Genomic DNA, 23,031 nt, shown 5'->3' with positions numbered 1-23,031 from the left:
CGATCCCCCGGTGCTCCTCGACGCCCCCTTCGACCCTGCCCGCCACCGCCGGGTGGTCGTCGTCGGTGTGACCGGGTCGGGCAAGTCGACCTTCGCCGCCCGGCTGGCGGCCGCCACAGGGGTCCCCCACGTCGCGACGGACGACCTCATGTGGCGGCCCGGATGGGTGCAGCTCGGCCCGGCCGCGCAGGTCGGTGCCGTGCGCCCCCACGTCGAGGGTCCTGCGTGGGTCATGGACTCCCTGTGGAGCGCGACGCGCGACCTCGTGCTCGAGCGCACGGACCTCGTCGTCGCGCTCGACTACGGGCGCCGGGTCTCGCTGGGCCGCCTGCTCCGGCGCACGGCGCGGCGGCTCGTCGACCGGGAGGAGATCTGCGGCGGCAACGTCGAGTCGTGGCGCCAGACCTTCTCGCGCGACTCGATCGTCGCGTGGCACCACCGCTCGTTCCGGCGCAAGCAGCAGCAGGTCGCCACGATGTGCGCCGCGCCCGACGGCCCGCCGGTGCTCCGGTTCACCGACCCGCGGGGGACGGAGACGTGGCTGTCCGCGCTCGAACCCTCGCCGAGTGACTGACGGTGGTCAGTCGAAGGTGAGGGTCGGGCCCTTCCCGGCCTCGAGGCCCAGGCCGGTCAGCCGCGCCTCGACCGCGGACGGCGGCAGCTCCATCGACTCGGCGAGCTCGCCGAGCGACAAGCCGAGCTCGACGCCGTCACGCAGCTCCTCGTCCTCCTGCGCGGTCCACGCGTGGCCCTCGGTGACGGCGGTGCGCGAGGACGGCGGGGGCGGTGGGGCGTCGGCGACCGGCCGCTCGTCGGCCTCGGTGACCCCGGCGACCGGGGCGGCGGCCGCCATCGACGTGCCGGCGACGGCGCCGGTCAGCCCGCGCCGGGTCGGCTCCAGGACCGGCAGCGGCGGGGGCGCGATCTCGTCGAGGCGCCGCAGCGCCCCGAGGACCATCTCGCGGTCGGCCGTGGGCCAGAAGGGCGGGAGCGAGCGCTGGAGGAAGCCGGCATAGCGCGCGGTCATCATCCGTGAGTCGAGGAAGGCGACCACCCCGCGGTCGTCGCCACGGCGGATGAGCCGGCCCGCGCCCTGCGCGAGCCGCAGCGCGGCGTGCGTGGCGGAGACGGCCATGAACCCGTTGCCGCCCATCCGGGCGATGGCCTGCGAGCGCGCCGAGGCCAGCGGGTCGTCGGGGCGCGGGAAGGGCACGCGGTCGATGATGACGAGCTGGCACGACGAGCCCGGCACGTCGACGCCCTGCCAGAGCGACATCGTGCCGAAGAGGCAGGTGCGCACGTCGCGGGCGAACTCGCGGACCAGGGTCGAGATCTGGTCCTCGCCCTGGCAGAGGATGACGATGTCGGTGTCCTCCAGCCGGTTCCGCATCTCCTCGGTGGCGTCGCGCGCGGCGCGCATCGACGAGAAGAGGCCCAGGGTGCGTCCGTTCGCGGCGCGGACCAGCGCCTCGATCTCGTCGAAGGTCTGCGGCGCCGTGCCGTCGCGCCCCGGGGGCGGCAGGTGCTTCGCGACGTAGGCGATGCCCTGCTTCGGGTAGTCGAACGGACTGCCGACGTCGAGGCCGCGCCAGCGCGGGGCGCCCTCGCCGCGCAGGCCGATGGTGCCGGCGACGGCGTCGAAGGTGCCGCCGAGCTCCAGTGTGGCGGAGGTGATGACGACCGTGCGGTCCTCGAAGACCTTGTCGCGCACCAGCATCGCGACGCTCATCGGTGCCACCCGCAGCACGGGACCTCGGCGGGGGTCCTTGGAGAGCCAGACGACGTCGAGCTCGCGCTCCTCGAGCATCCGGGCGGCGGTCTCGAAGAGGTCCTCGACGGCGGCGCGCGCGACCTGCTTGGCGCCGTCGACCTCCTCGCCCTGCTGCGGCTTGAGCTCGGTCTGCGCTTGGCGGGCGACGTCGCGGATGCGTCCGAGCGCCAGCGCGAGCGAGTCGGGCACCGCGGTGAGCCGCCCCTCGGGCATCGGCTCGAGGACGGACTCGAGGAGCGCGGCGGCGTCGTCGAGCGCCTCGGCGGAGTCGGCCTGACGCCCGGCGCGCTTCGAGGCGGCCCGCACCGACCCGGGGGTCAGCTCGTCGGTGATGGTCGAGGTGACGCGGTCGACGAGCTCGTGGCCCTCGTCGACGACGAGGACGTCGTGCTCGGGCAGCATCTGGCGGCCCTCGAAGGCGTCGATGGCCATGAACGAGTGGTTGGTGACGATGACGTCGACGTCGCGCGCGGCCTCGCGGGATCGCTCGACGAAGCACTCGGCGACCATCGGGCAGCGCGACCCGAGGCACTCCTCGGCGCTGACCGACACCTGCCGCCACGCGCGCTCGGAGACACCGGGCACGAGCTCGTCGCGGTCGCCGGACTCGGTGACCTCGGCCCAGTCGCGCAGGCGCACCACCTCGGCCCCGAGGCGAGAGGCGGCGCGGTCGACGTCGCCGACCGCGAGCAGGCTGTCGGCGTCGTCGTCCGGGAAGCCGCCCTCGAGCTTGTGCAGGCAGACGTAGTTGCGGCGGCCCTTGACGAGCGCGTAGGTCGGGCGGCGGCCGAGGACGGGTGTCAGCGACTCGGCGAGGCGCGGCATGTCCCGGTCGACGATCTGCGCCTGGAGGGCGAGCGTCGCCGTGGCGACGACGGCGGTCTTCCCGGTGGCCATCGCGTGCTGGACGGCGGGCACGAGGTAGGCGAGGGACTTGCCGGTGCCGGTGCCCGCCTGGACGAGCAGGTGCTCGCCGGTCTCGACGGCCCGGGCCACCGCGTGCGCCATCTCGACCTGGCCGGGGCGCTCGGTGCCGCCGACGCCCCCGACGGCGGCGTGGAGGAGGTCGTCGAGGTCGGGCACCCGAGCAGCCTAGGCGGTCGGCCCGACGCGCCCCGGCGGCCGTCCCCCGGTAGCGTCTGCCGGGCGGAAGCCCTCGCTTCGTGTTGCGTATCGCGCGTCGCGTTGCGAAGAGCGCGTCGCTTCCCTTGTCGCGCGGGCCCGGCGGGTGTCACGATGGCGACCGTGACCACGAGTGCGCAGACCCGCCCCGTCCCGCCCGACATCGAGATCGCCGAAGCCGCCGAGCTCACCCCGATCGTCGAACTGGCGCGGGAAAAGCTCGGCATCGACCCCGAGCACCTCGTCCCCTACGGGCACACGAAGGCCAAGGTCTCGCTCGGCTTCGTCAGCTCGCTCGCGGACCGCCCCGAGGGCCGTCTCGTCCTCGTCACGGCGATCTCCCCGACGCCCGCGGGCGAGGGCAAGACGACGACGTCGGTCGGCCTCGCGGACGCCCTCGCCTCGCTCGGCGAGAACGCGATGGTCGCCCTGCGCGAGCCCTCGATGGGACCGGTCTTCGGCATCAAGGGCGGCGCGGCCGGCGGCGGCTACGCCCAGGTCGTCCCGATGACCGACATCAACCTCAACTTCACCGGCGACTTCGCGGCCATCGCCGCCGCGAACAACCTGCTCTCGGCGGTCCTCGACAACCACCTCCACCACGGCAACGCGCTCGGCATCGACCCGCGCACCATCACCTGGAAGCGCGTCGTCGACCTCAACGACCGCGCCCTGCGCGACGTCGTCGTCGGGCTCGGCGGCGTCGCCAACGGCGTGCCGCGCGAGGACGGCTTCGACATCGTCGTCGCGTCCGAGGTGATGGCGATCCTCTGCCTCGCGACCTCCGTCGCCGACCTGCGCGAACGGCTCGGGCGCATCGTCGTCGGCTACACCCGCGACAAGCAGCCAGTGCACGCCCGCGACCTCAAGGTGCACGGCGCGATGACCGTCATCCTGCGGGATGCCTTGGCGCCCAACCTCGTCCAGACGCTCGAGCACACGCCCGCGATGGTCCACGGCGGGCCGTTCGCCAACATCGCGCACGGCTGCAACTCGGTGATGGCGACGCGCACCGCGCTCAGGCTCGCCGACTACGTCGTGACGGAGGCGGGGTTCGGGGCGGACCTCGGCGCCGAGAAGTTCGTCGACATCAAGTGCCGCACCTCGGGCCTGCGCCCGTCGGCGGTCGTCGTCGTCGCCACCGTCCGCGCCCTCAAGTACCACGGCGGCGTCGCCGTCGCCGACCTCGGGCCCGAGTCGGTCGAGGCCGTCACCGCCGGAATGGCCAACCTGCGCCGTCACCTGCGCAACGTCCGCGACGTCTACGGGCTGCCGGCCGTCGTCGCGCTCAACCGCTTCCCGACCGACACCGACGCCGAGGTCGCCGAGGTCCTGCGCCTCGTCGAGGCCGAGGGCTTCCGGGCCTACGAGGCGACGCACTACGCCGAGGGCGCGGCGGGCGCCCAGTCCCTGGCCCGCGGCGTCCTCGAGGTGATCGAGGGCGGGACGGCCGACATGCAGCTGGTCTACCCCGACGACATGCCGCTGGCCGAGAAGGCCCGCGCCGTCGCGACGAAGGTCTACGGCGCGACCGATGTCGTCTTCGAGCCGAAGGCGGCCAAGCGGCTCGCGGCCGTCGAGGCCGAGGGCTACGGCCACCTGCCGATCTGCATGGCGAAGACGCAGAGCTCGTTCTCGACCGACCCGACCCTGCGCGGCGCCCCCGAGGGCCACACGGTCTCGGTCCGCGAGGTGCGGCTGGCCGCCGGCGCGGGCTTCGTCGTCCTCGTCACCGGCGAGATCATGACGATGCCGGGGCTGCCGAAGGTGCCGGCGAGCGAGCACATCGACGTCGACGACGACGGGCGGATCGTCGGCCTCAGCTGAGCCGGCGCCCGTCGAGCCGGCGCGCCATCCACACGTCGTCGCGGTCGTCGCCCGGCGCCACCCGGATGCCCCCGGGCAGCCGGCCCACCTCCTCGTACCCCAGGCCCGCGTAGAACGCGTCGACGCCCGTGCCGCCGCGGACCCCCAGCTCGACGACCTCGGCGCCGTCCGCGCGGGCCACCCGGTGCAGCGCGGCCACGAGCAGTCGGCCGAGGTTGCGGCCGCGCCGCTCCGGGTGCGACATCACGCGGTAGGCCGTCCGCCGGTGCGCGAGCAGCGGGTTCGGGCCCTCCACCCACCAGCCGAGCGCGACGAGGGCCCCGACCGGGTCCCTCAGCAGCACCGCCACGGCACGGCCGTCGGCCACCGAGTCCTCGTGCGCCGCGAGCGCCTCGGCCACCCGTCCGCGGGCCGCGCCGGGCAGGAAGCCCACCGCGCCGCCGGCGTCGTTGACGGCGCACCAGAGGTCGAGCACCTCGGCGCGGACCCCGGGGTCGAAGGGTGCCCGGTGGACGTGGACGGACGGCGCGACGAGCACGACCGGCGCGGGCACGTCGGCCGGGTCGGCGGCCCGGGCGCGCGCGACGACCTCCGGCGGCACCCCCGCCAGAAGAGCGCCCTCGTCGGCGGCGCCGACGTGCGTCAGGCCGGCCCGTTCGGCGGTGCGGGTGGACGCGAGGTGCTCCGGCCGGGCGGTGGCGACGAGCGGCAGGGCGGGGCCGTGCTCGAGCGCGTCCGCCACCACGGCCCGCGCCGCCTCGGGTCCGAGCCCGCGCCCGTGGTGCGGACGGTCGAAGCGGTAGTAGAGGTTGAGGTGGCGCCGCTCGCGGCCGTGGATGACCCCCGCGACGCCCAGCGCCTCCCCAGAGCCCCGGTCCTCGACGACGCCGTACCCGAAGCCGTGCCCGACCCAGTGCGCGAGGGCGAGGTCGAGCTTCTCCGAAGCCTCGTCGGTGGTGCGGGCCACGGCCCACGGCGCGAACGGGTACTGCTCGGGGTCGGTGTGCAGCCGCACCCAGAGGTCGCGGTCGTCCGGCGTGAGCGGTCGCAGCCGCAGGCGGTCGGTGAGCAGGGTGCGGGCGGTCGTCACCCGGGCACCCTATTGCAAACTGTTCGCAACAGCAGCGTCAGGGGGCAGCGCAGGACGAGGCCGCTCGAACAACCGCGTCGCCACTGTGACGACGCGGTTGTTTTCTCGTGACGGGGATGCATCCCCGTCCACGGCCGGCTTCCGCGTCGTCACTGTGACGACGCGGAAGCTCGTGCCGGAACCCGGTCCCGCCCGGCGCTCGACGCGCCGCAGATCACCAGGTCAGACCGTGTAGGCGGAGAGGTCCTCGGCGAGCTCGGGGTCGACGCGGGCGGTGAGGCGCGTGCCGTCGGCGACGTGCTCGCTCTCGAGCACCTCCCCCGTCTCGTGGACCCGGCTGACGAGGTCGCCGCGCTCGTACGGGACGAGCACGTCGACGTCGACGTCCGGCCGCGGGAGCTCCTCGGCGACGAGCGCGCGCAGCTCGTCCATCCCCTGGCCGGTGCGGGCGGAGACGATGATCGAGTGCTTCTCGTGGCGGCGCAGCCGGTCGAGCACCTCGGGGTCGGCGAGGTCGGCCTTGTTGATGACGATGACCTCCTTGACGTCGGTCGCGTCGACGTCGGCGAGCACGGCGCGGACCGCGGAGATCTGCCCCTCGGGGTCGGGGTGCGAGCCGTCGACGACGTGCAGCAGCAGGTCGGCGTCGGCCACCTCCTCGAGCGTGGAGCGGAAGGCCTCGACGAGCTGGTGCGGCAGCTGACGGACGAACCCGACCGTGTCGGCGAGCGTGTAGAGACGCCCGTCGGGGGTCTCGGCGCGACGCACGGTGGGGTCGAGGGTCGCGAAGAGCTGGTTCTCGACGAGCACCCCGGCCCCGGTCAGCCGGTTGAGCAGGCTCGACTTGCCGGCGTTGGTGTACCCGGCGATCGCGACGCCCGGCACGCGGTTGGCCCGGCGGCCCCCGCGCTTGGTGTCGCGGGTCGTCTTCATGTCCTTGATCTCGCGGCGCAGCTTGGCGATCCGGCTGTTGATGCGCCGGCGGTCGAGCTCGATCTTCGTCTCACCCGGGCCGCGCGAGCCCATCCCCTGGCCGCCGGCGGCCTGGCCACCGGCCTGCCGTGACATCGACTCGCCCCAGCCGCGCAGGCGGGGCAGGAGGTACTGGAGCTGGGCGAGCTCGACCTGCGCCTTGCCCTCCCGGCTCTTCGCGTGCTGCGCGAAGATGTCGAGGATCAGGGCGGTGCGGTCGATGACCTTGACCTTGACGACGTCCTCGAGGGCGCGGCGCTGGCTCGGCGCGAGCTCGGTGTCGCAGATGACGGTGTCGGCACCCTCGGCGATGACGACGTCGCGCAGCTCGGCGGCCTTGCCCTTGCCGAGGTAGGTCGCGGGGTCGGGGTTGGTGCGGCGCTGGATGACGCCGGCGAGCACCTCGGAGCCGGCCGTCTCGGCGAGCGCGGACAGCTCGCGCAGGGAGTTCTCGGCGTCGACGAGCGTGCCGTCGCACCACACGGCGGCGAGCACGACGCGCTCGAGCCGCAGCTGGCGGTACTCGACCTCGGTGACGTCCTCGAGCTCGGTCGAGAGCCCGGAGACGCGGCGCAGCGCGGCCCGCTCCTCGCGGTCGTACTGGTCGCCGTCGTAGTCGAAGGCCTCGTCGTCGAGCACGAACCCGGCGTCGTCGAGGCGGGTGGAGTCGGCGAGCGCCGCGGCCCGCCCGGTGATGGTGTGTCGTCCAGTCATGTTCTCCCTAGGGTCTCACCGTCCAACGCCCGGAGGCGACCGCATTCTTCCGGTTCACGCCCGCGAGGGCGTCGCCGCTAGCCTCTCGACCCGATGAGCGAGCACGAGCACTACTTCACCGCGCAGCCCGCGAGCGACGCCGAGCGACGCCCCCTGCGGGTCCGCCTCGCCGGGCGGTCGGTCGAGGTCGAGGTCGCCCGCGGCATCTTCTCGCCCGGTGGTCTGGACAAGGGCACAGCCGTGCTCCTCGACGAGGTCGCCGCTCCCCCGCCCGCCGGGACGTTCCTCGACCTCGGCTGCGGCTGGGGGCCGGTCGCCCTCACCCTGGCGCTGCGCTCGCCGGCCGCGACGGTCTGGGCGGTCGACGTCAACGAGCGCGCCCTCGACCTCACCCGCCGCAACGCCGCCGCCCTCGGCCTCGACGGCGTGCGCGCCGGCACCGCCGACGCCGTCCCCGCCGACGTGCGCTTCGACGTCATCTGGTCCAACCCGCCGATCCGCGTCGGCAAGGCGGTGCTCCACGACCTCCTGGGCACCTGGCTCCCCCGCCTCGCGCCCGACGGTGTCGCCTCGCTCGTGGTCCAGAAGAACCTCGGCTCCGACAGCCTCCAGCGCTGGGTGCAGGACGAGCTCGGGATGCCCTGCACCCGGCGCACCTCGGTCAAGGGGTTCCGTGTGCTCGAGGTCCGTCAGGGCTGACGCCCCTGCGGCCGCACGACCATGGCCGAGCCTCCACCCCGGCGCACCTTCTCGGCGACGGCCGTGTAGCGCCCGTCGCGCATCACGCTGATGGCGGTCGCCGCCCCGATCTCCGACGTCTGCGACAGCCGGTGTCCGAGCGCGGTCAGGCCGGCCCCGGCCGGGCCGCCGGCGATCGCCGGCTCCGCCTGCTCGCTCGTCCCGTTGCGGCTCGACAGCCGCGGCGCCTGGAGCGCCTGGTTCACCGTCAGGCCACGCTCGTAGTGCCCCAAGAGCACCTGGGCCACCGTCGTGATGATCGTCGCGCCGCCGGGGCTGCCGGCCACGAGCTCGAGCCGGCCGTCGTGCAGGACGATGGTCGGCGCCATCGACGAGCGCGGCCGCTTCGAGGGGCCGGGCAGGTTGGGGTCCGGGACGCCGGGGGTGACCGGCACGAAGTCGAAGTCGGTCAGCTCGTTGTTGAGCAGGAAGCCCCAGCCCGGCACCGTGATGCCGGAGCCGCCGGTCTGCTCGATCGTCGAGGTGTAGGACACGGCGTTGCCCCAGCGGTCGACGACCGAGAGGTGGGTCGTCGACATCCCGTCGTGCGGCAGCACCCCGGAGGCCGAGCCGTCGTCGCACCCGGCGTAGTCCCCGTCGGGGCTGCCGAAGGGCACCGGGCGGGCCATCGCCGCGGTGCCCGAGAAGAGGCAGGCCCGCTCGTCGGCGAAGGCCTGCGAGACGAGCTGACGGGCCGGGACGCCGCGCACGTCGCCGACGTACCGGTTGCGGTCGGCGAAGGCCGTGGCGGAGGCCTCGGAGAAGCGGTGGAGGTACTGCACCTCGTCGACGCGCGAGGTCGGGGTACCGGTCCGGGCGTCGTACGCCTCGATGAGGTTGAGGATCTCGGCGACGGCGATGCCGCCGCTGCTCGGCACCGGCATCCCGTAGACGTCCCGCCCGTCGTAGCGGGAGTGGACGGGGTCCTTGTCGAGCGCCCGGTAGCGGCGCAGGTCGGCGCGGGTCAGCTCGCCCCCGGCGACGCTCGTCCCCGGCACGGTGGCCGGACGACGCGAGGCGGCCAGCACGGCGTCGCCCAGGCGCCCGCGGTAGAGGCTGTCGACGCCGTGCGTGCGCAGCTCGCGGTAGGCGCGGGCGAGGTCGGGGTTGCGGAAGACCGACCCGACGGCCGGCGCCGCGCCGCCCGGCAGGAACACGCGCGCCGTCGCGGGGAAGACCGAGAACCGCTCGGCGTTGTCGGCGGTCTGGTCGTGGAAGGTCTGGTCGACGACGAAGCCGCGACGGGCGATCTCCTCCGCCGGCTTCAGGAGCGTGCCGAGCTTCCGTGTGCCCCACCGGTCCACGGCCCGCTGCCAGGTCGCGGGCGTGCCGGGCACCCCGACCGACTGGCCGGAGCCGACGACCGTGGCGAAGTCGAGGGCGGTGCCGTCGGGCGCCCGGAACTGGTTCGCGTCGTACGTGGCGGGCGCGGCCTCGCGGCCGTCGATGGTCTGGACCCGGTGCCGGCGCGCGTCGTAGTGGACGAAGAAGCCACCGCCGCCGATGCCGGTCGAGTACGGCTCGGTCACCCCGAGCGCGGCCGCCGTGGCGACGGCGGCGTCGGTCGCGTTGCCGCCGGCCCGCAGGACGTCGATGCCGACCTGGCTGGCCACCGGGTCGACGCTGGCGACCGCCCCGCCCGAGCCGGTCATCACCGCGACCTTGGGCAGCTCGTGCCCGACCGGGGGCGGTCCCCCGTGCCCCGGGTGCCCGGGTCCGCCGTGGGCCTGCGCCGACGGCGCACCGGCGGCGAGCGCCGCCGCGAGGCCGAGGGCGAGGCCGGCGGCCGCGAGGCGGCGTGGGCGGACGGGTGCGACGGCGGATGTGGTCCCCATCACAGCACCGTAGACCGGGGTCCGCGGCCTGTCGCGGCGAGAGCGGCGCGGCCCGGGCTCAGGCCGGGAGGAGGCCCAGCGGCACGGAGCCGTCGGCGACGAGCACCGCGGGCCCGGCGAGCTCGACCCCGCCGCCGTCCGAGAGGCGCACCGCGAGCCGGCCGCCCGGGACGTCGACGACCCACGACGCGCCGGTGTCGAGGGACCCGGCCCAGAAGCTCGTCGCGATGGCCGCCGCGCAGGCCCCGGTGCCGCACGAGCGCGTCTCGCCGACCCCGCGCTCGTGGACGCGCAGGACGACGTGGCCCGGCCCGACGGGGCGGACGAGCTCGACGTTGGTGCCGTGCGGCGGCTCGGGGCGCACGACCGGCGCGCGGGTCAGGTCGAGCGCGTCGAGGTCGACGCCCTCGGGCAGGGCGACGACGGTGTGGGGGTTGCCGAGGTCGACCGAGAGCGCCGAGTACGGGTCGCCCTCGCCGACGTGCACGAGCGCGTCGAACCCGTCGCGCTCCGCCGCGACCGGGTCGGCGAGCCGCCACGGGCCGAGGCCGACGGCCCAGTGGTCGCCGTCGCGGCGGACGACCTTGGCCCCGGCCCGGGTCGCGATGACGAACTCGTCGGCGGTCTCGAGCCCCTCACGGCGCAGATACTCGGCGAAGACGCGGGTGCCGTTGCCGCACATCTCGGCGGCGGAGCCGTCGGCGTTGCGGTAGTCCATGAACCACCGTGCGTCGGAGGCCTGCTCGCGCACCGACGGCTCGTCCGCGGCCTCCGTCGGCACGACCCGGATGACGCCGTCGCCGCCGAGGCCGGCGCGCCGGTCGGCGAGCCACGCCGCCCGGCCCGCGCTCAGCCCGAGGGCACCGTCGAGGTCGGGGACGAGGACGAAGTCGTTCTCGGTCCCGTGCCCCTTCGTGAACGCCAACCGGTCAGCCATGCGGCCCATCGTCGCATCCCGCCCGGCGCCGGGCGTCCTGCGCCTGCTCGACGAGCGCGAGCGCCTCGTCGAGCAGCCGGGGTCCGGTGGCGTCGAGCCAGCGGATGCGCGGGTCCGCGCCGAACCACGACTCCTGGCGGCGCACGAGGCGCCGGGTGCGCAGCGCGGTGTCGTCGACCGCCTCCTCGAGCGTCGCGGTGCCGTCGAGGACCGCGAGCGCCTGGGCGTAGCCGACGGCCCGGCTCGCGGTGCGGCCCTCGCGCAGCCCGTGCTCCACGAGGCCGCGCACCTCCTCGACGAGGCCGGCGTCGAACATCGCCCGGGTGCGGCGGGCGATGCGGGCGTCGAGCTCGTCGCGGGGCACCCGCAGGCCGACGACCACGGTGGGCCGGAGCAGCTCGCGGGTGGGCATCGTCGCGCTGAACGGACGGCCGGTCAGCCGGACGACCTCGAGCGCGCGCACGACCCGCCGGGTGTTGTTCGGCTCGATGGCGGCCGCGGCCGCGGGGTCGAGCGCGGCCAGCTCGTCGTACAGCGCCGGCGTGCCCTCGGCGTCGGCGCGGGCCTGCAGCGCCGCGCGGACCTCCGGGTCGGTCGGCGGGATCTCGAGCCGGTCGAGCGCCGCCCGGACGTAGAGGCCCGAGCCGCCGACGAGGAGGGGCACGTGCCCCCGGCCGAGCACCGCCTCCAGGTCGGCGCGCGCCTCCCGCTGGTAGGCCGCGAGGCTCGCCTCCTCCACGACGTCGAGGACGTCGAGCTGGTGGTGCGGCACGCCCTCGCGCTCGGCGAGGGTCAGCTTGGCCGTGCCGACGTCCATCCCGCGGTAGAGCTGGGAGGCGTCGGCCGAGACGACCTCACCGCCGAGCCGGTGCGCGAGCGCGACCCCGAGGCCGGACTTGCCGGTGGCCGTGGCCCCGACGACGGCGACGACGGGCGGCGCCGGGTTCAGCGCGCCCCGTCCCCGTGGTCGTGGCCGCCGCCCTCGGCGTCGAGGCCGTCGTCGTCGACGTCGTCGTGGCCGAACGGGTCACGGTCCTCACCGGGCATCCACGACAGGCCGGGCACGCCCCAGCCGTTGGCCTTGACCGCCTTCTTCGCGCGGCGGGCCCACTTGCCCTGCAGCCGGTCGACGTAGAGGAAGCCGTTGAGGTGGTCGTACTCGTGCTGGAGCATCCGGGCGAACCACCCGGTGGCCTCGTAGCGCAGCTCGGAGCCGTCGAGGTCCTGGCCGGTGAGCACGGCGCTCTCGCCGCGGCGCAGCGGGTAGGCCTCGCCGGGCACCGACAGGCAACCCTCGGACTCGTCGTGCGGGTCGGGGTCGCCGGGCACCGCCTTGGCGGGGACGAGGTAGGGGTTGATGACGACGCCACGGGCCGGGATGCCGTCCTCGTTGCCGAGCTGCCAGGTGAAGATCCGCAGGCCGACGCCGATCTGGGGGGCCGCGAGGCCGACGCCGCGCGCGGCGTCCATCGTCTCGTACATGTCGGCGACGAGCTCGCGGATGCCGTCGTCGATGACCTCGACGGGCTCGGCGCGTCGGTGGAGCACGGGGTCGCCGCAGATGACGACGGGTCGGATGGCCATGCGCGCGATTCTTCCAGAGTGCGCCGACCGAGCCGCACCGCACCCGGCACGGAAAAGGCTGGCGCGGCGGGCACCCCCGGGTGTCCACTGGAGGGGCGCCCCGTCGCGGGCGCGCCCTGTCCCCGAAACGGAAGGAGGTCGCCGATGGGATTCCTCGACAGTGCCAAGGAGAAGCTCACCGAGCTGGCCGAGCAGCACCCGGACCAGGTCGAGTCGCTGAGCGACCAGGCCATCGAGCGCGGCGGCGACGCCGTCGACTCGCTGACCGGCGGCAGGTACGCCGACCAGGTCGACAGCGCACAGACTCGGGCCGACGAGGCGATCGGCGGACGCTGAGCAGAACCGCGGCCGCGAGGCCCCCGACCGAACGACCGGTCGGGGGTCTCGTCCGTTCGGTCACGGTCTTCTCGGGGTTCGGTCAAGACCCGTGTCGCGGGCCCGGATCCGGCGCGAACGACCCGCTGCGGGCCCTATGGTCGACAGGCCGCTCCCCCATCACGACGAGAGGATCCTCCGTGTCGCACTGGCACTCCGGTCTGCCGAAGCTCGACATCGAGCCCTTCGACCCGACGCCGCTGTACGACGCCGTGAGGTCCACGCAGGCCGAGCAGGCCGTCGTGACGCGCCGACGCCGGTCCGCCCTGCGGGTCGTCGGGGGCCTCGCCGCCGTGCTCGCGGTGTGTGCCGGAGCCGGCTGGCTCGTCGTGTCCCTCGTCTGAGCCGGGACGCCCGCTTCCCCACCGCGGTCGAGGTGAAACGCGACCCTCTGGTGGTCGGGTCTCACCTCGGCTCCCCCTCCCTCACCGCGGTCGAGGTGAAAGGCGACGCTCCGGTGGTCTTGTTTCACCTCGACCCAGGGTGGCGTCCGGGGTGAAGCAGGCCCCGAGGCTCAGGCGGAGCAGGCCGGGGCGGCCACGGGGGCCGGGCGACCCACGCCGGGCATCCCGAGCGACACCGCCGGCTTGCCCGGCACGGGCGCGTCCTGGAGCGCCGACCACGCGTCGCCGCCCGCCGTGCGTCGCAGCCGGTAGCTCCCGCCCTGCACGCCGCTGTCGGCCACGAGGTGGTGCGGGGCGCCGTAGGTGACGCCCACGGTCACCATGTCCCCCGGGCGCGGCCGCTCGGCGCCGTCCGGCACGGCGAAGTGGACGAGACGGTTGTCGCGCGCGCGACCGCTCATCCGGGCCGTCTCGCCGTCCTTGCGTCCCTCACCGGGGGCGACGAGCACCTCGACCTCGCGGCCCTCGACGGTCCGGTTCTCCGCCCAGGACACGCGCTCCTGGAGCTCGATGAGCCGGTCGAACCGCTCCTGGACGACGGCCTTCGGGACCTGGTCCTCCATCGTCGCGGCCGGCGTGCCGGGGCGGATGGAGTACTGGAAGGTGAACGCGCTCGAGAAACGCGAGGCCTCGACGACGCGCAGCGTCTCGGCGAAGTCCTCCTCGGTCTCGCCCGGGAAGCCGACGATGAGGTCGGTCGTGATCGCGGCGTCGGGGATGGCCGCGCGCACGCGGTCGATGATCCCGAGGAACTTCTCGCTGCGGTAGCTGCGGCGCATCGCCTTGAGCACGCGGTCGGACCCGGACTGCAGCGGCATGTGCAGGCTCGGCATGACGTTGGGCGTCTGCGCCATCGCGTCGATGACGTCATCGGTGAAGGCCGCCGGGTGCGGGCTCGTGAACCGGACGCGCTCGAGGCCGTCGATCTCGCCGCACGCGCGCAGCAGCTTGCCGAACGCGAGCCGGTCGCCGAACTCGACGCCGTAGGTGTTGACGTTCTGGCCGAGCAGCGTCACCTCGACGACGCCCTGCGCGACGAGGGCCTCGATCTCGGCGAGGACGTCGCCGGGACGGCGGTCCTGCTCCTTGCCGCGCAGGCTCGGGACGATGCAGAACGTGCAGGTGTTGTTGCAGCCCACCGAGATCGACACCCAGCCGGCGAACGCAGAGTCGCGTCGGGTCGGGAGCGTCGAGGGGAAGGTCTCCAACGACTCGAGGATCTCGACCTCGGCGCGCTTGTTGTGCCGCGCGCGGTCGAGCAGGGCCGGCAGGCTGCCGATGTTGTGGGTGCCGAACACGACGTCGACCCACGGGGCGCGCTTGACGATCGTGTCGCGGTCCTTCTGCGCCATGCAGCCGCCGACGGCGATCTGGAGGTCCGGGTTGGCGGTCTTGGCCGGTCGCAGCTGCCCGAGGTTGCCGTACAGCTTGTTGTCGGCGTTCTCGCGCACCGCGCAGGTGTTGAAGACGACGACGTCGGCGACGTCGGGGCGCTCGGCGTCGGGGACGCTCGCGAGGTCGACGTAGCCGGCGGTCTCGAGCAGGCCCGCGAGGCGCTCGGAGTCGTGGACGTTCATCTGGCACCCGTGGGTGCGCACGTCGTAGGTCTTGGCAGCAGTCATGGCCCGTCAAGGGTACGCGGCGCCACGGCGGGCTCGGTCACGCCGGCGTCGGCCGGCGCGGTCGGCGGCCGGACCGCGGAGGCCAGCAGCGCCGCCCACGCCAGCCCCACGCCGAGCCCCAGCACGACATCGCTCGCCGTCGACCAGCCGATGACGAGCCGCGCGCCGACGAGGACGAGGACCACGGCGGCCGCGGCCGTCCACGCCGCCACCCGCCCCGCCCACGGCAGGACCGGGGACGCGAGGACGACCGCGAGCACGAGGGCGGTAAGGACCACCGGCAGCTGGTTGAGGAAGAGGTAGCGGGCCTCCCCCAGCTCGGCCGGCCCGAGGCCGGAGCCGCCGGCTTCGCGCTCGCCTACGAGCCGGCCAAAACCCGCGCGGCGGGGCTGTACCGCTCGCTCGGCTTCGTCGAGACCGGCGAGGTCGACGACGACGAGGTCGTCGCCCGTCGGCCGGCCGGCGCCTGACCCGGACGCCCGCCGGCGCGGCGGTCGGAACGCTCCGGCCACTGCGCCCGTTGCACCCGGTACCGACGAGAGGACACGCGTGCGCACGCTGCTCAACATCATCTGGTTCGTGTTCGGGGGCTTCTGGTTGGCCCTCGGCTACGCCGTGGCCGGGGTCGTGCTCTGCGTCCTCGTCGTGACCTTCCCCCTGGGCGTCGCGTCCTTCCGCATGGCCAGCTACGCCCTGTGGCCGTTCGGCCGCGCGGTGGTCGAGAAGCCCGGCGCCGGGACAGGGTCCGTGCTGCTCAACGTCGTGTGGATCGTGCTCGCCGGCTGGTGGCTGGCGCTGGGCCACCTGATGACCGCCGTCGCGCAGGCGGTGACGATCATCGGCATCCCGCTGGCGATCGCCAACCTCAAGATGCTGCCCGTCTCGCTCGTGCCCTACGGCAAGGAGATCGTGCCGACGGACGCCCTGCCGCCCGGCCGGCGCCCACTGCACTCGCTCTGAGCCCCGGACGGATCAGCGCGGGTCAGTCCCGCCGGTGCTCGGGCGCCTCGCGGACCGCCTCGCGCACGACGCGCATGGTCACCTCGGCGTCGTAGCCCTTGCGCGCGAGCATCCCGGCGAGGCGTCGGGTCTGGACGTGCGGCTCGAGGCCGTGCATCGTGCGCATCTTCTTCGCGACGAGCGCGCGCGCCCGGTCCTCCTCGTCGTGCGGGTCGACCTGGACGAGGGCCGCCGCGGCGGTGTCGTCGTCGACCCCCTTGCGCCGCAGCTCCTGCCGCAGCGCGCGCCGGGCCAGGCCGCGCCCCGCCTGCTGGGAGCGCACGAGCATCCCGGCGTAGGCGTCGTCGTCGACGAGGCCGACCTCCTCCATCCGGTCGAGGACGGCCGCCGCGACGTCGTCGGGGCAGTCCTTGCGCCGCAGCACGTCCTCGAGCTGGTGGCGGCTGCGCGGCGCCGCCGTCAGCTGGCGCAGCACGATCTGCCGGGCCCAGTCGTGCGGGTCCGGCTCGCTGCCCCGCGTCCGCGGGTCGGCCTCGGGGTCGGCGGGCCGGGAGCCGGCCCGGCCCCCGCGCCCCTCGGCCCGGCGACCCCGGGACCGGGCACCGCGCCCGCGCGGCCCACCGCGCACCTCCCCGCTGCTCGCCTCGCGCGCGTCGTCGCCCCCCGGCGCGGTCCGCGCTCCCCTCGAGGACCCCGCGGACCCCGGCGACCCGGTGGTCACCGGGTCGCCGCCGCCCTCGAGGAGCGCGCGGAGGTCGTCGATGGACGGGGACGGCCCCACTGCCCACTCGGGCGGCGGGGCCGATCCGTCGCTGAACGCCATCGGCGTCGACCTCAGAAGTCGACCGGCACGTCCGGCACGGCCTCGAGCTCGGGCTTGACCCCGACCCCGAGCTTCTCCTTGATCTTGCGCTCGAGCTCGTCGGAGAGCTCCGGGTTGTCCTTGAGGAACGCGCGGGCGTTCTCCTTGCCCTGCCCGAGCTGGTCGCCGTCGTACGTGTACCAGGCGCCGGCCTTGCGGACGAAGCCGTGCTCGACGCCCATGTCGATGAGGCCACCCTCGCGGGAGATGCCCTGCCCGTAGAGGATGTCGAACTCGGCCTGCTTGAACGGCGGGCTGACCTTGTTCTTGACGACCTTGCAACGGGTGCGGTTGCCGACCGGGTCGGTGCCGTCCTTGAGGGTCTCGATGCGGCGGACGTCGAGGCGGACCGACGCGTAGAACTTGAGCGCCTTGCCACCGGTCGTCGTCTCGGGCGAGCCGAACATGACGCCGATCTTCTCGCGCAGCTGGTTGATGAAGATCGCCGTCGTGCCGGTGGTGTTGAGCGCACCGGTGATCTTGCGCAGCGCCTGCGACATGAGGCGGGCCTGGAGGCCGACGTGGCTGTCGCCCATCTCGCCCTCGATCTCGGCCCGGGGCACGAGCGCCGCGACGGAGTCGATGACGATGATGTCGAGCGCACCCGAGCGGATGAGCATGTCGGCGATCTCGAGCGCCTGCTCACCGGTGTCGGGCTGGGAGACCAGCAGCGCGTCGGTGTCGACGCCGAGCTTCTTGGCGTACTCGGGGTCGAGCGCGTGCTCGGCGTCGATGAACGCCGCGATGCCGCCGGCCTTCTGCGCGTTGGCGACCGCGTGCAGCGCGACCGTCGTCTTACCGGAGGACTCCGGGCCGTAGATCTCGACCACGCGGCCCCGGGGCAGGCCCCCGATGCCGAGCGCGACGTCGAGCGAGATCGAGCCGGTGGGGATGACGGCGATCGGCGGACGGACGTCGTCGCCGAGGCGCATGACCGCACCCTTGCCGTGCTGCTTCTCGATCTGGGCCATCACCGAGGCGATGGCCTTGTCCTTCTCGTTGCCGTTGGCCGCGGCCACCGGGTTGGGCATCACGCTTCCGCGGGATCCAGCCATGTCACACCAGTCCTTCGTGTCGTCATCGAGCGCGCCTCCCGGCGACCTGGCCCCCGCCGTCGGTCTCGTCGCGAGGTCTGGGTCAGACGCTAGGTGGAGGCACCGACACCGGTCACGGGTCGCCGTGGGACCTGTGGACGAGTGCTGCCGGGGTCACCACCTGTGGACGAGCATAGGCGAACACGTGTTCGACGCCCGCAGGACACGCCCACGACACGCCGGACCGGGCTCCGGCCTCAGCCGGTCGGTGCGGGGACGCCCCACATCGCCGCGACGTGCCGGACGTCGGTGCCGCAGCACCCGCCGAGCACCCGCATCGCCGGGAGCCGACGGCTCACGTGCATCTGGTCCGCCGCGAGCCGGTCCGGGTCACCGTCGTCGAGCTCCTCCGCCTCGTCGAGCTCGGCGTGGCTCATCGTCGAGGCGTTGACCCGGGTGCCGAGCAGCCGCCGCACCCACTCCCCCTCGTCGAGCGCCGGCAGGACGTGCGTCGGGTGGGCGCAGTTGACCATGTAGTGGTCCGGCGCGGCGGCCTCGTCGACCGCCCGCACGGCGTCGGCGAGCGTGCTCCCGTCGGGCAGGCGCCCGTCGGTCTCGACGGTGAAACCGACCGAGACGGGCAGGCCCGCCTCGCGGGCCGCGAGGACCACCCCGATGCCCTCGGCGGGGGTGGTCAGGGTGAGCGCCGAGACGAGGTCGGCGCCCGCTTCGGCGAAGGCCCGGACCTGGGGTGCGTGGTAGGCACGGGCCTCCTCCGGGTCCGGCGCCTCCCCCGCCACGTAGCCGTCGCCCCGGGGGCCCAGCTGGCCCACGACGAGGACGGCCGGCACGTCGTAGCCCGCCGCGAGCCCCCGCAGCAGGTCGATGGCCGCGACGTTGGCGCGCACCATCGCGTCGACGTCGTAGCCGACCCGTGCCGCCCAGTCGGGGTTGGCCCGCCAGGTCGGGGACTCGAGCAGCCCGGCCCCGGCGGCGGCCGCCACGGCGGCGTACCCGTCGTAGTACCGCCCGAGCAGCTCACGTCCGGCCGGGTCCTCGACGAGGGGGAAGGCGGCGAACTCCGGGAGGTCCACGCCGTGGTGGAAGATCAGGTCGGTCTCGAGGCCGCCGTCGGTGACGAAGCCTCGGAGCGCGGGGTCGTGCAGGGCCGCGAGGGACCCGGTGGTGGTCTCCATCCCCCGCAGTGTCCTCCGCCGCGCGCCCTGGGGGAATGGCTCAGGTGAGCAGCAGGGTCGCGATGCGTCGGGCCGTGCCCCAGACCCCGAGGGCCCCGAGGACGACGAGGTAGCCGACGTGCCACAGCAGGCCCCACGACACCTCCCCCAGCATCAGCCCGCGCTCGAGCGCGACCCCGTGGTAGAGCGGGGTCAGCCCGACGAGCCACTGCACGGCGTCCGGGTAGGTCGAGAGCGGGAAGAACGTCGCCGAGAAGAGGAACATCGGCTGCACCGCGAGCGTGACGTAGTCGAAGTGCTGCCACGAGCTCATGAAGGTCGTCGCGAACATCCCGACCGCCCCGAAGGCCAGCCCGACGAGCACCGCGGCCGGGACGGCGAGCAGCGCCCACCACGAGTGCACGAGCCCGGCCACCCACGCGACGACGAGGAACATCGCCGAGTAGAGGGCCCCGCGCGAGAGCGACCAGAGGATCTCGCCGACCGCGATGTCGCGCGGGGAGAGCGGGGTCGCGAGCATCGCGTCGTAGAGCTTCTGGTAGCGCAGCTTGAAGAACACGTTGTACGTGCTGTCGGCGATCGCCCCGTTCATCGCCGACGCCGCGAGCAGCGCGGGCGCGATGAACTCGGCGTAGGGCACGACCGTGCCGGAGTCGGTGGTGACGGTGCGCACCAGCGCCCCGAGGCCGACCCCGATCGAGAACAGGTAGAAGACCGGCTCGACGAACCCGCTGAGCAGCAGCAGCCACGCGCGCCGGAACGCCGTGACGTTGCGCATGAGGACGTACCGCGCCAGGCCGATGCCGGCCGGGGCGGGGACGGCCCGCGCCGCGCGCGCGAGCGTGCCGGCGCTCACGACAGCAGCCTGCGGGTGAAGGAGCGGTGGGCGAGCACGGCGCCGACTCCCACATAGAGGACGAGCACGCCGAGGTGCCCGACGCCGGCCCAGCCGGGCCAGACCCCCTCGGACGCGTCGCGCGAGAGCTCGACCCCGTGCCAGAGCGGCGTGACCCACGCGAGCGGCTGCATCCACCCCGGCAGCTGGTCGACGGGGAAGAAGGTGCCGGAGAACAACATCAACGGGGTCATGACGAAGCGGAAGAGGATGCTGAAGCCGTTGTCGTTCTCGAGCCACGCCGCGAGCGCGAACGTGGGGACGGAGAACGCCATCCCGGTGAGGACCGCGACCGGGACGGCGAGCAGCACCCACCAGGACCCGAACGCCCCGAAGGGCGCGGCGACGAGCAGGAAGATGGCCGTCGCGACGCCGAGCTGGAGCGCGACGACGAGCAGGTGCCCCCAGAGGACCTCCCCGACCCGCAGCGGCGTCGAGAGCATCGCCGAGTACATCCGGTTCCACTTGATGTAGCCCATGACGGCGTAGGTCGAGTCGCCGAACGCGAGCATCATCGCCTGCATCGCGACGATGCCGGGGACGACGTAGCGCAGGTACGGCAGGCCCTCGACCCCGCCGGCGCGGGCGTCGACGAGGGCGCCGAGGCCGAGACCCATCGAGAGCAGGAAGAACAGCGGCGAGACGAAGCGCCCGATGACCGAGCCCTTCCACGTGCGCCGGTAGACGTACAGGTGGTGGGCCATCACCGCGCCGAGCCGCTCGCCGCGGCTCGTGGGGCGGCGCGGGCCCGGGCCGAGGCGCCCGCTCGGGGCGTCGGCGACGGCGGGTCCGGGGACGGTGGGCGCGGACATCAGTCGACCAGCGAGCGACCGGTGAGGTGGAGGAAGACGTCCTCGAGCGTCGAGCGGCGCACGAGCGAGGACAGCGGTCGGACGCCGCGCTCGTGGAGCCGGGCCAGGGTCTCGTCGCCGTCGGCGGTGTAGGCGAGCAGGCGGTCGGGCAGCTCCTCGACCCGTTCGGCCACGGCGCGGGCGGCGTCGACGTGCCGCTCCTGCTCGTCGACCGGGAAGCGCAGCTCGACGACCTCGCGCGTGGAGTAGGTGTCGATGAGCTCGCGCGGGCTGCCCTCGGCGACGATCCGGCCGTGGTCCATGACGACGAGCCGGTCGCACAGCTGCTCGGCCTCGTCCATGTAGTGCGTCGTGATGATGAGCGTGACGCCCTCGCGCTTGAGCCGGTAGAGGCGGTCCCAGAGGACGTGCCGGGCCTGCGGGTCCAGGCCGGTCGTCGGCTCGTCGAGCAGGAGGACCTCGGGGTCGTTGACGAGCGCCCGCGCGATGGTGAGCCGACGCTTCATCCCACCGGACAGCGGCTCGACGCGGTCGTGACGGCGCTCGGTCAGCTGGGCGAAGTCGAGGAGCTCGTCGGTGCGCGCGCGGACCTCCTTGCGGGAGAGGCCGAAGAAGCGCCCGTAGACCCAGAGGTTCTCCTCGACCGAGAGGTCCTCGTCGAGCATGTCCTGCTGGGGGCAGACCCCGAGCCGGGCGCGGATGGCGGCGCCGTCGGCGGCGGGGTCCATCCCGAGGATGCGCAGCTCGCCACCGGAGACCGGCGAGACGCAGCCGACCATCTTCATCGTCGAGGACTTGCCCGCGCCGTTCGGGCCGAGGAACCCGAAGGCCTCCCCGCGCAGCACCTGCACGTCGATGCCGTCGACGGCCGTGAAGTCGCCGAAGCTCTTGGTGAGGCCCCGGGCCCGCAGCAGCACGTCGTCGGTCACGAGGGGTGACGCTAGCCGAGCCCTCCGACGACCGCGCACCGGATTTCGGTCCTCGTCGGCCGGGACGGGGACGGCCGGGCTCCTGACATGGATGGTGTCAGCGCAGGTCAGGGGCCTGACACGGGGTGTCAGACCGTCCGGGGACACCGCCGGCGCGCGGACGCCGCGCCGGACGACCAGCGTGGCGGCACCGCACCACCCCGCCCCGCAGGAGGACCCCGTGCCCCACCGTCCCACCCGCCGCGCCGCCCTGGCCGGCGCGGTCGTCGCCCCGCTCGGTCTCGCCCTCGGCGCCCCGAGCGCCGCGGCCGCCGGAAGCGTCGACATGGAGGCCGTCGTCCTCGCCGCCCAGGTCGACCCGCGCCGTCCGGACAGCGCCCTGACGACCGGCGCCGGTTCGAGCGTGCGGCTCGTCGAGCGCGCCCTCGCCGACCGCGGCCTCCTCGACCCCGCCTACGTCGACGGCCACTTCGGCACCCTGACGGTCTCGGCGTACGCGGCCTGGCAGCGCTCGCTCGGGTACACCGGGCTCGCGGCCAACGGTCTACCCGGGCGCACGTCGCTCACCCGCCTCGGCGACGGCCGGTGGACCGTCGTCCGGCCGCTCACCCCCGGCTCGAAGGTCGCCTTCCGCGGCGTCACGGTGAACACGAGGACCCGCTCGATGCTGCGGGCGGCCGAGGCGCGCGCCGGGCGCACCCTCGTCGTCGAGCAGGGCTCCTACAACCCCGGCGGCGACCCGACGTCGGCCGGCACCCACGACGGCGGCGGCACCCTCGACCTCGACGCCGAGGCCCTCGGCCCGGCCGCCCGCACGAGCGTCGTCCGCGCGCTGCGCGAGGTCGGCTTCGCCGCCTGGCTGCGCTCGCCCGCCCAGGGCGACTGGCCCTGGCACGTGCACGCCGTCGCGATGAGCGACACCGACCTCTCGAGCGCCGCCCAGCACCAGGTCGGCGACTACCACCTCGGCCGCAACGGCCTCGCGAACCGCGGCCCCGACGACGGGCCCCGCGTCACCATCCGCACCTGGGAGGAGTACCAGCGACCGTCGTGACCCCCGGGGGACCCGCTCCCCCGATCCGGGCTGCCGCGACCGCGGCGCCCGTCCACCCCCACGTCAGGAGGACGTGATGAGCACCACCCTCAAGAAGGTCGCGGCGAGCGCCGCGGCCGCCCTCACCGCGACGACGGCGTTCGTCGCCGCGAGCGCCCCCGCCCAGGCCGCGGCCCGGGACGGCGTCTGCGACACCGGCGAGTTCTGCCTCTTCTACAACAGCGACAACGCCGGCGCCGTCAGCGACTTCACCACCTCGATCGCCGACTACGGCACCACCCAGCCCTCCTGCTACGAC

At 74.3% G+C, this 23,031-nt stretch carries 22 protein-coding genes and 1 pseudogene; 8 read left to right on the top strand and 15 right to left on the bottom strand.

The genetic code is table 11. The features are described 5' to 3' along the window. Positions 1-10 precede the first annotated feature (10 nt). Entirely contained in the window at positions 11-574 is a 564-nt protein-coding gene (locus IG69_RS0116430; protein WP_051750675.1) for a P-loop NTPase family protein, read from the top strand. Positions 575-580: 6 nt separating this feature from the next. On the opposite strand, the gene IG69_RS0116425 is transcribed toward IG69_RS0116430, so the two are convergent. After that, a complete protein-coding gene (locus IG69_RS0116425) occupies positions 581-2,854 on the bottom strand; it encodes an ATP-dependent DNA helicase (protein WP_036830472.1) in 2,274 nt (757 codons plus the stop codon). A 162-nt stretch (positions 2,855-3,016) separates the two neighbouring features. Between IG69_RS0116425 and IG69_RS0116420 the strand changes: the two genes are divergently transcribed. Next, positions 3,017-4,720, top strand: a complete 1,704-nt coding sequence (locus tag IG69_RS0116420; protein WP_245616180.1) for a formate--tetrahydrofolate ligase — start codon at positions 3,017-3,019, stop codon at positions 4,718-4,720. Here IG69_RS0116420 and IG69_RS21240 read toward each other — a convergent pair. Both IG69_RS21240 and hflX read right to left on the bottom strand, forming a co-directional pair. Then, positions 4,713-5,810 carry a GNAT family N-acetyltransferase gene (locus IG69_RS21240; RefSeq protein ID WP_030529258.1) on the bottom strand — a complete coding sequence of 366 codons (1,098 nt, stop codon included), beginning with the start codon at positions 5,808-5,810 and terminating at the stop codon, positions 4,713-4,715. The two genes, IG69_RS0116420 and IG69_RS21240, sit on opposite strands and share 8 nt — an antisense overlap. 222 nt (positions 5,811-6,032) lie before the next feature. After that, the gene (gene hflX / locus IG69_RS0116410) at positions 6,033-7,496 is read right to left on the bottom strand and encodes a GTPase HflX (RefSeq protein WP_030529257.1); all 1,464 of its coding nucleotides are present in this window, start codon (positions 7,494-7,496) and stop codon (positions 6,033-6,035) included. 93 nt (positions 7,497-7,589) lie between these two features. Between hflX and IG69_RS0116405 the strand changes: the two genes are divergently transcribed. Continuing rightward, positions 7,590-8,195 (top strand): class I SAM-dependent methyltransferase, encoded by a 606-nt coding sequence (locus IG69_RS0116405; RefSeq protein ID WP_030529256.1) that lies wholly within the window; start codon positions 7,590-7,592, stop codon positions 8,193-8,195. Here the strand turns inward: IG69_RS0116405 and ggt are convergent. The 4 genes from ggt to def are packed head-to-tail and all read right to left on the bottom strand — an operon-like array spanning position 8,186 to position 12,590. Further along, the gene (gene ggt / locus IG69_RS0116400) at positions 8,186-10,069 is read right to left on the bottom strand and encodes a gamma-glutamyltransferase (RefSeq protein WP_030529255.1); all 1,884 of its coding nucleotides are present in this window, start codon (positions 10,067-10,069) and stop codon (positions 8,186-8,188) included. The genes IG69_RS0116405 and ggt overlap by 10 nt on opposite strands. 58 nt (positions 10,070-10,127) lie before the next feature. Beyond that, positions 10,128-11,006, bottom strand: coding sequence for a diaminopimelate epimerase (gene dapF / locus IG69_RS0116395; RefSeq protein WP_084696878.1), 879 nt, complete (start codon positions 11,004-11,006; stop codon positions 10,128-10,130). Beyond that, a complete protein-coding gene (gene miaA, locus IG69_RS0116390) occupies positions 10,999-11,955 on the bottom strand; it encodes a tRNA (adenosine(37)-N6)-dimethylallyltransferase MiaA (protein WP_051750673.1) in 957 nt (318 codons plus the stop codon). Before miaA ends, dapF begins: the two co-directional genes overlap by 8 nt. Next, the gene (gene def, locus IG69_RS0116385; protein WP_030529252.1) at positions 11,952-12,590 is read right to left on the bottom strand and encodes a peptide deformylase; all 639 of its coding nucleotides are present in this window, start codon (positions 12,588-12,590) and stop codon (positions 11,952-11,954) included. The genes miaA and def overlap by 4 nt, the downstream gene beginning before the upstream one ends. A gap of 144 nt (positions 12,591-12,734) precedes the next feature. Here def and IG69_RS0116380 point away from each other — a divergent pair, with 144 nt between their 5' ends. Further along, positions 12,735-12,926 carry an antitoxin gene (locus IG69_RS0116380; RefSeq protein WP_030529251.1) on the top strand — a complete coding sequence of 64 codons (192 nt, stop codon included), beginning with the start codon at positions 12,735-12,737 and terminating at the stop codon, positions 12,924-12,926. A gap of 179 nt (positions 12,927-13,105) precedes the next feature. Further along, on the top strand, positions 13,106-13,309 hold the full coding sequence (locus tag IG69_RS0116375) for a hypothetical protein (RefSeq protein WP_030529250.1): 204 nt from the start codon (positions 13,106-13,108) through the stop codon (positions 13,307-13,309). A 170-nt stretch (positions 13,310-13,479) separates the two neighbouring features. On the opposite strand, the gene miaB is transcribed toward IG69_RS0116375, so the two are convergent. Both miaB and IG69_RS0116365 read right to left on the bottom strand, forming a co-directional pair. Next, positions 13,480-14,991 carry a tRNA (N6-isopentenyl adenosine(37)-C2)-methylthiotransferase MiaB gene (miaB, locus tag IG69_RS0116370; protein WP_030529249.1) on the bottom strand — a complete coding sequence of 504 codons (1,512 nt, stop codon included), beginning with the start codon at positions 14,989-14,991 and terminating at the stop codon, positions 13,480-13,482. Further along, complete coding sequence (locus IG69_RS0116365; protein WP_030529248.1) at positions 14,988-15,503, bottom strand: hypothetical protein; 516 nt, start codon at positions 15,501-15,503, stop codon at positions 14,988-14,990. The genes miaB and IG69_RS0116365 overlap by 4 nt, the downstream gene beginning before the upstream one ends. 37 nt (positions 15,504-15,540) lie before the next feature. On the opposite strand from IG69_RS0116365, the gene IG69_RS0116360 reads away from it, so the two are divergent. Continuing rightward, a complete protein-coding gene (locus IG69_RS0116360; RefSeq protein ID WP_030529247.1) occupies positions 15,541-15,951 on the top strand; it encodes a YccF domain-containing protein in 411 nt (136 codons plus the stop codon). 22 nt (positions 15,952-15,973) lie between these two features. Here IG69_RS0116360 and IG69_RS21770 read toward each other — a convergent pair whose 3' ends face one another. The 6 genes from IG69_RS21770 to IG69_RS0116330 form a co-directional block, all read right to left on the bottom strand. After that, positions 15,974-16,774: a RecX family transcriptional regulator gene (locus IG69_RS21770; protein WP_084696877.1), complete on the bottom strand. Its 801-nt coding sequence runs from the start codon at positions 16,772-16,774 to the stop codon at positions 15,974-15,976. Between the two features lie 11 nt (positions 16,775-16,785). Beyond that, positions 16,786-17,844 (bottom strand): recombinase RecA, encoded by a 1,059-nt coding sequence (gene recA, locus IG69_RS0116350; RefSeq protein ID WP_030529245.1) that lies wholly within the window; start codon positions 17,842-17,844, stop codon positions 16,786-16,788. Positions 17,845-18,104: 260 nt separating this feature from the next. Continuing rightward, entirely contained in the window at positions 18,105-19,043 is a 939-nt protein-coding gene (locus IG69_RS0116345) for a homocysteine S-methyltransferase family protein (protein ID WP_051750672.1), read from the bottom strand. A 40-nt stretch (positions 19,044-19,083) separates the two neighbouring features. Then, positions 19,084-19,899 (bottom strand): ABC transporter permease, encoded by an 816-nt coding sequence (locus IG69_RS0116340; RefSeq protein ID WP_030529243.1) that lies wholly within the window; start codon positions 19,897-19,899, stop codon positions 19,084-19,086. Continuing rightward, entirely contained in the window at positions 19,896-20,750 is an 855-nt protein-coding gene (locus IG69_RS0116335; RefSeq protein ID WP_051750671.1) for an ABC transporter permease, read from the bottom strand. Before IG69_RS0116335 ends, IG69_RS0116340 begins: the two co-directional genes overlap by 4 nt. After that, positions 20,750-21,679: an ABC transporter ATP-binding protein gene (locus IG69_RS0116330; RefSeq protein WP_030529241.1), complete on the bottom strand. Its 930-nt coding sequence runs from the start codon at positions 21,677-21,679 to the stop codon at positions 20,750-20,752. The genes IG69_RS0116335 and IG69_RS0116330 overlap by 1 nt, the downstream gene beginning before the upstream one ends. A 220-nt stretch (positions 21,680-21,899) precedes the next feature. Here IG69_RS0116330 and IG69_RS0116325 point away from each other — a divergent pair, with 220 nt between their 5' ends. Further along, the gene (locus IG69_RS0116325; RefSeq protein ID WP_030529240.1) at positions 21,900-22,733 is read left to right on the top strand and encodes a peptidoglycan-binding protein; all 834 of its coding nucleotides are present in this window, start codon (positions 21,900-21,902) and stop codon (positions 22,731-22,733) included. Positions 22,734-22,809: 76 nt separating this feature from the next. Next, a pseudogene (locus IG69_RS0116320) lies at positions 22,810-23,031 on the top strand (peptidase inhibitor family I36 protein); the annotation flags it as partial.

The organism is Phycicoccus jejuensis (genome assembly GCF_000720925.1).
Lineage (GTDB): Bacteria > Actinomycetota > Actinomycetes > Actinomycetales > Dermatophilaceae > Phycicoccus > Phycicoccus jejuensis.
The sequence above is the reverse complement of the archived record's forward strand: the minus strand, read 5'-3'. Positions and strand labels throughout refer to the sequence as shown.

What these genes read in the sequence shown, in the direction of transcription:
- IG69_RS0116345 (WP_051750672.1), bottom strand. Translation starts at nt 19,043, where the DNA reads ATGGAGACCACCACCGGGTCCCTCGCGGCCCTGCACGACCCCGCGCTC.
- recA (WP_030529245.1), bottom strand. Translation starts at nt 17,844, where the DNA reads ATGCCCAACCCGGTGGCCGCGGCCAACGGCAACGAGAAGGACAAGGCC.
- miaB (WP_030529249.1), bottom strand. Translation starts at nt 14,991, where the DNA reads ATGACTGCTGCCAAGACCTACGACGTGCGCACCCACGGGTGCCAGATG.
- ggt (WP_030529255.1), bottom strand. Translation starts at nt 10,069, where the DNA reads ATGGGGACCACATCCGCCGTCGCACCCGTCCGCCCACGCCGCCTCGCG.
- IG69_RS0116335 (WP_051750671.1), bottom strand. Translation starts at nt 20,750, where the DNA reads ATGTCCGCGCCCACCGTCCCCGGACCCGCCGTCGCCGACGCCCCGAGC.
- IG69_RS0116405 (WP_030529256.1), top strand. Translation starts at nt 7,590, where the DNA reads ATGAGCGAGCACGAGCACTACTTCACCGCGCAGCCCGCGAGCGACGCC.
- IG69_RS0116380 (WP_030529251.1), top strand. Translation starts at nt 12,735, where the DNA reads ATGGGATTCCTCGACAGTGCCAAGGAGAAGCTCACCGAGCTGGCCGAG.
- hflX (WP_030529257.1), bottom strand. Translation starts at nt 7,496, where the DNA reads ATGACTGGACGACACACCATCACCGGGCGGGCCGCGGCGCTCGCCGAC.
- IG69_RS21770 (WP_084696877.1), bottom strand. Translation starts at nt 16,774, where the DNA reads ATGGCGTTCAGCGACGGATCGGCCCCGCCGCCCGAGTGGGCAGTGGGG.
- def (WP_030529252.1), bottom strand. Translation starts at nt 12,590, where the DNA reads ATGGCCATCCGACCCGTCGTCATCTGCGGCGACCCCGTGCTCCACCGA.
- dapF (WP_084696878.1), bottom strand. Translation starts at nt 11,006, where the DNA reads ATGGCTGACCGGTTGGCGTTCACGAAGGGGCACGGGACCGAGAACGAC.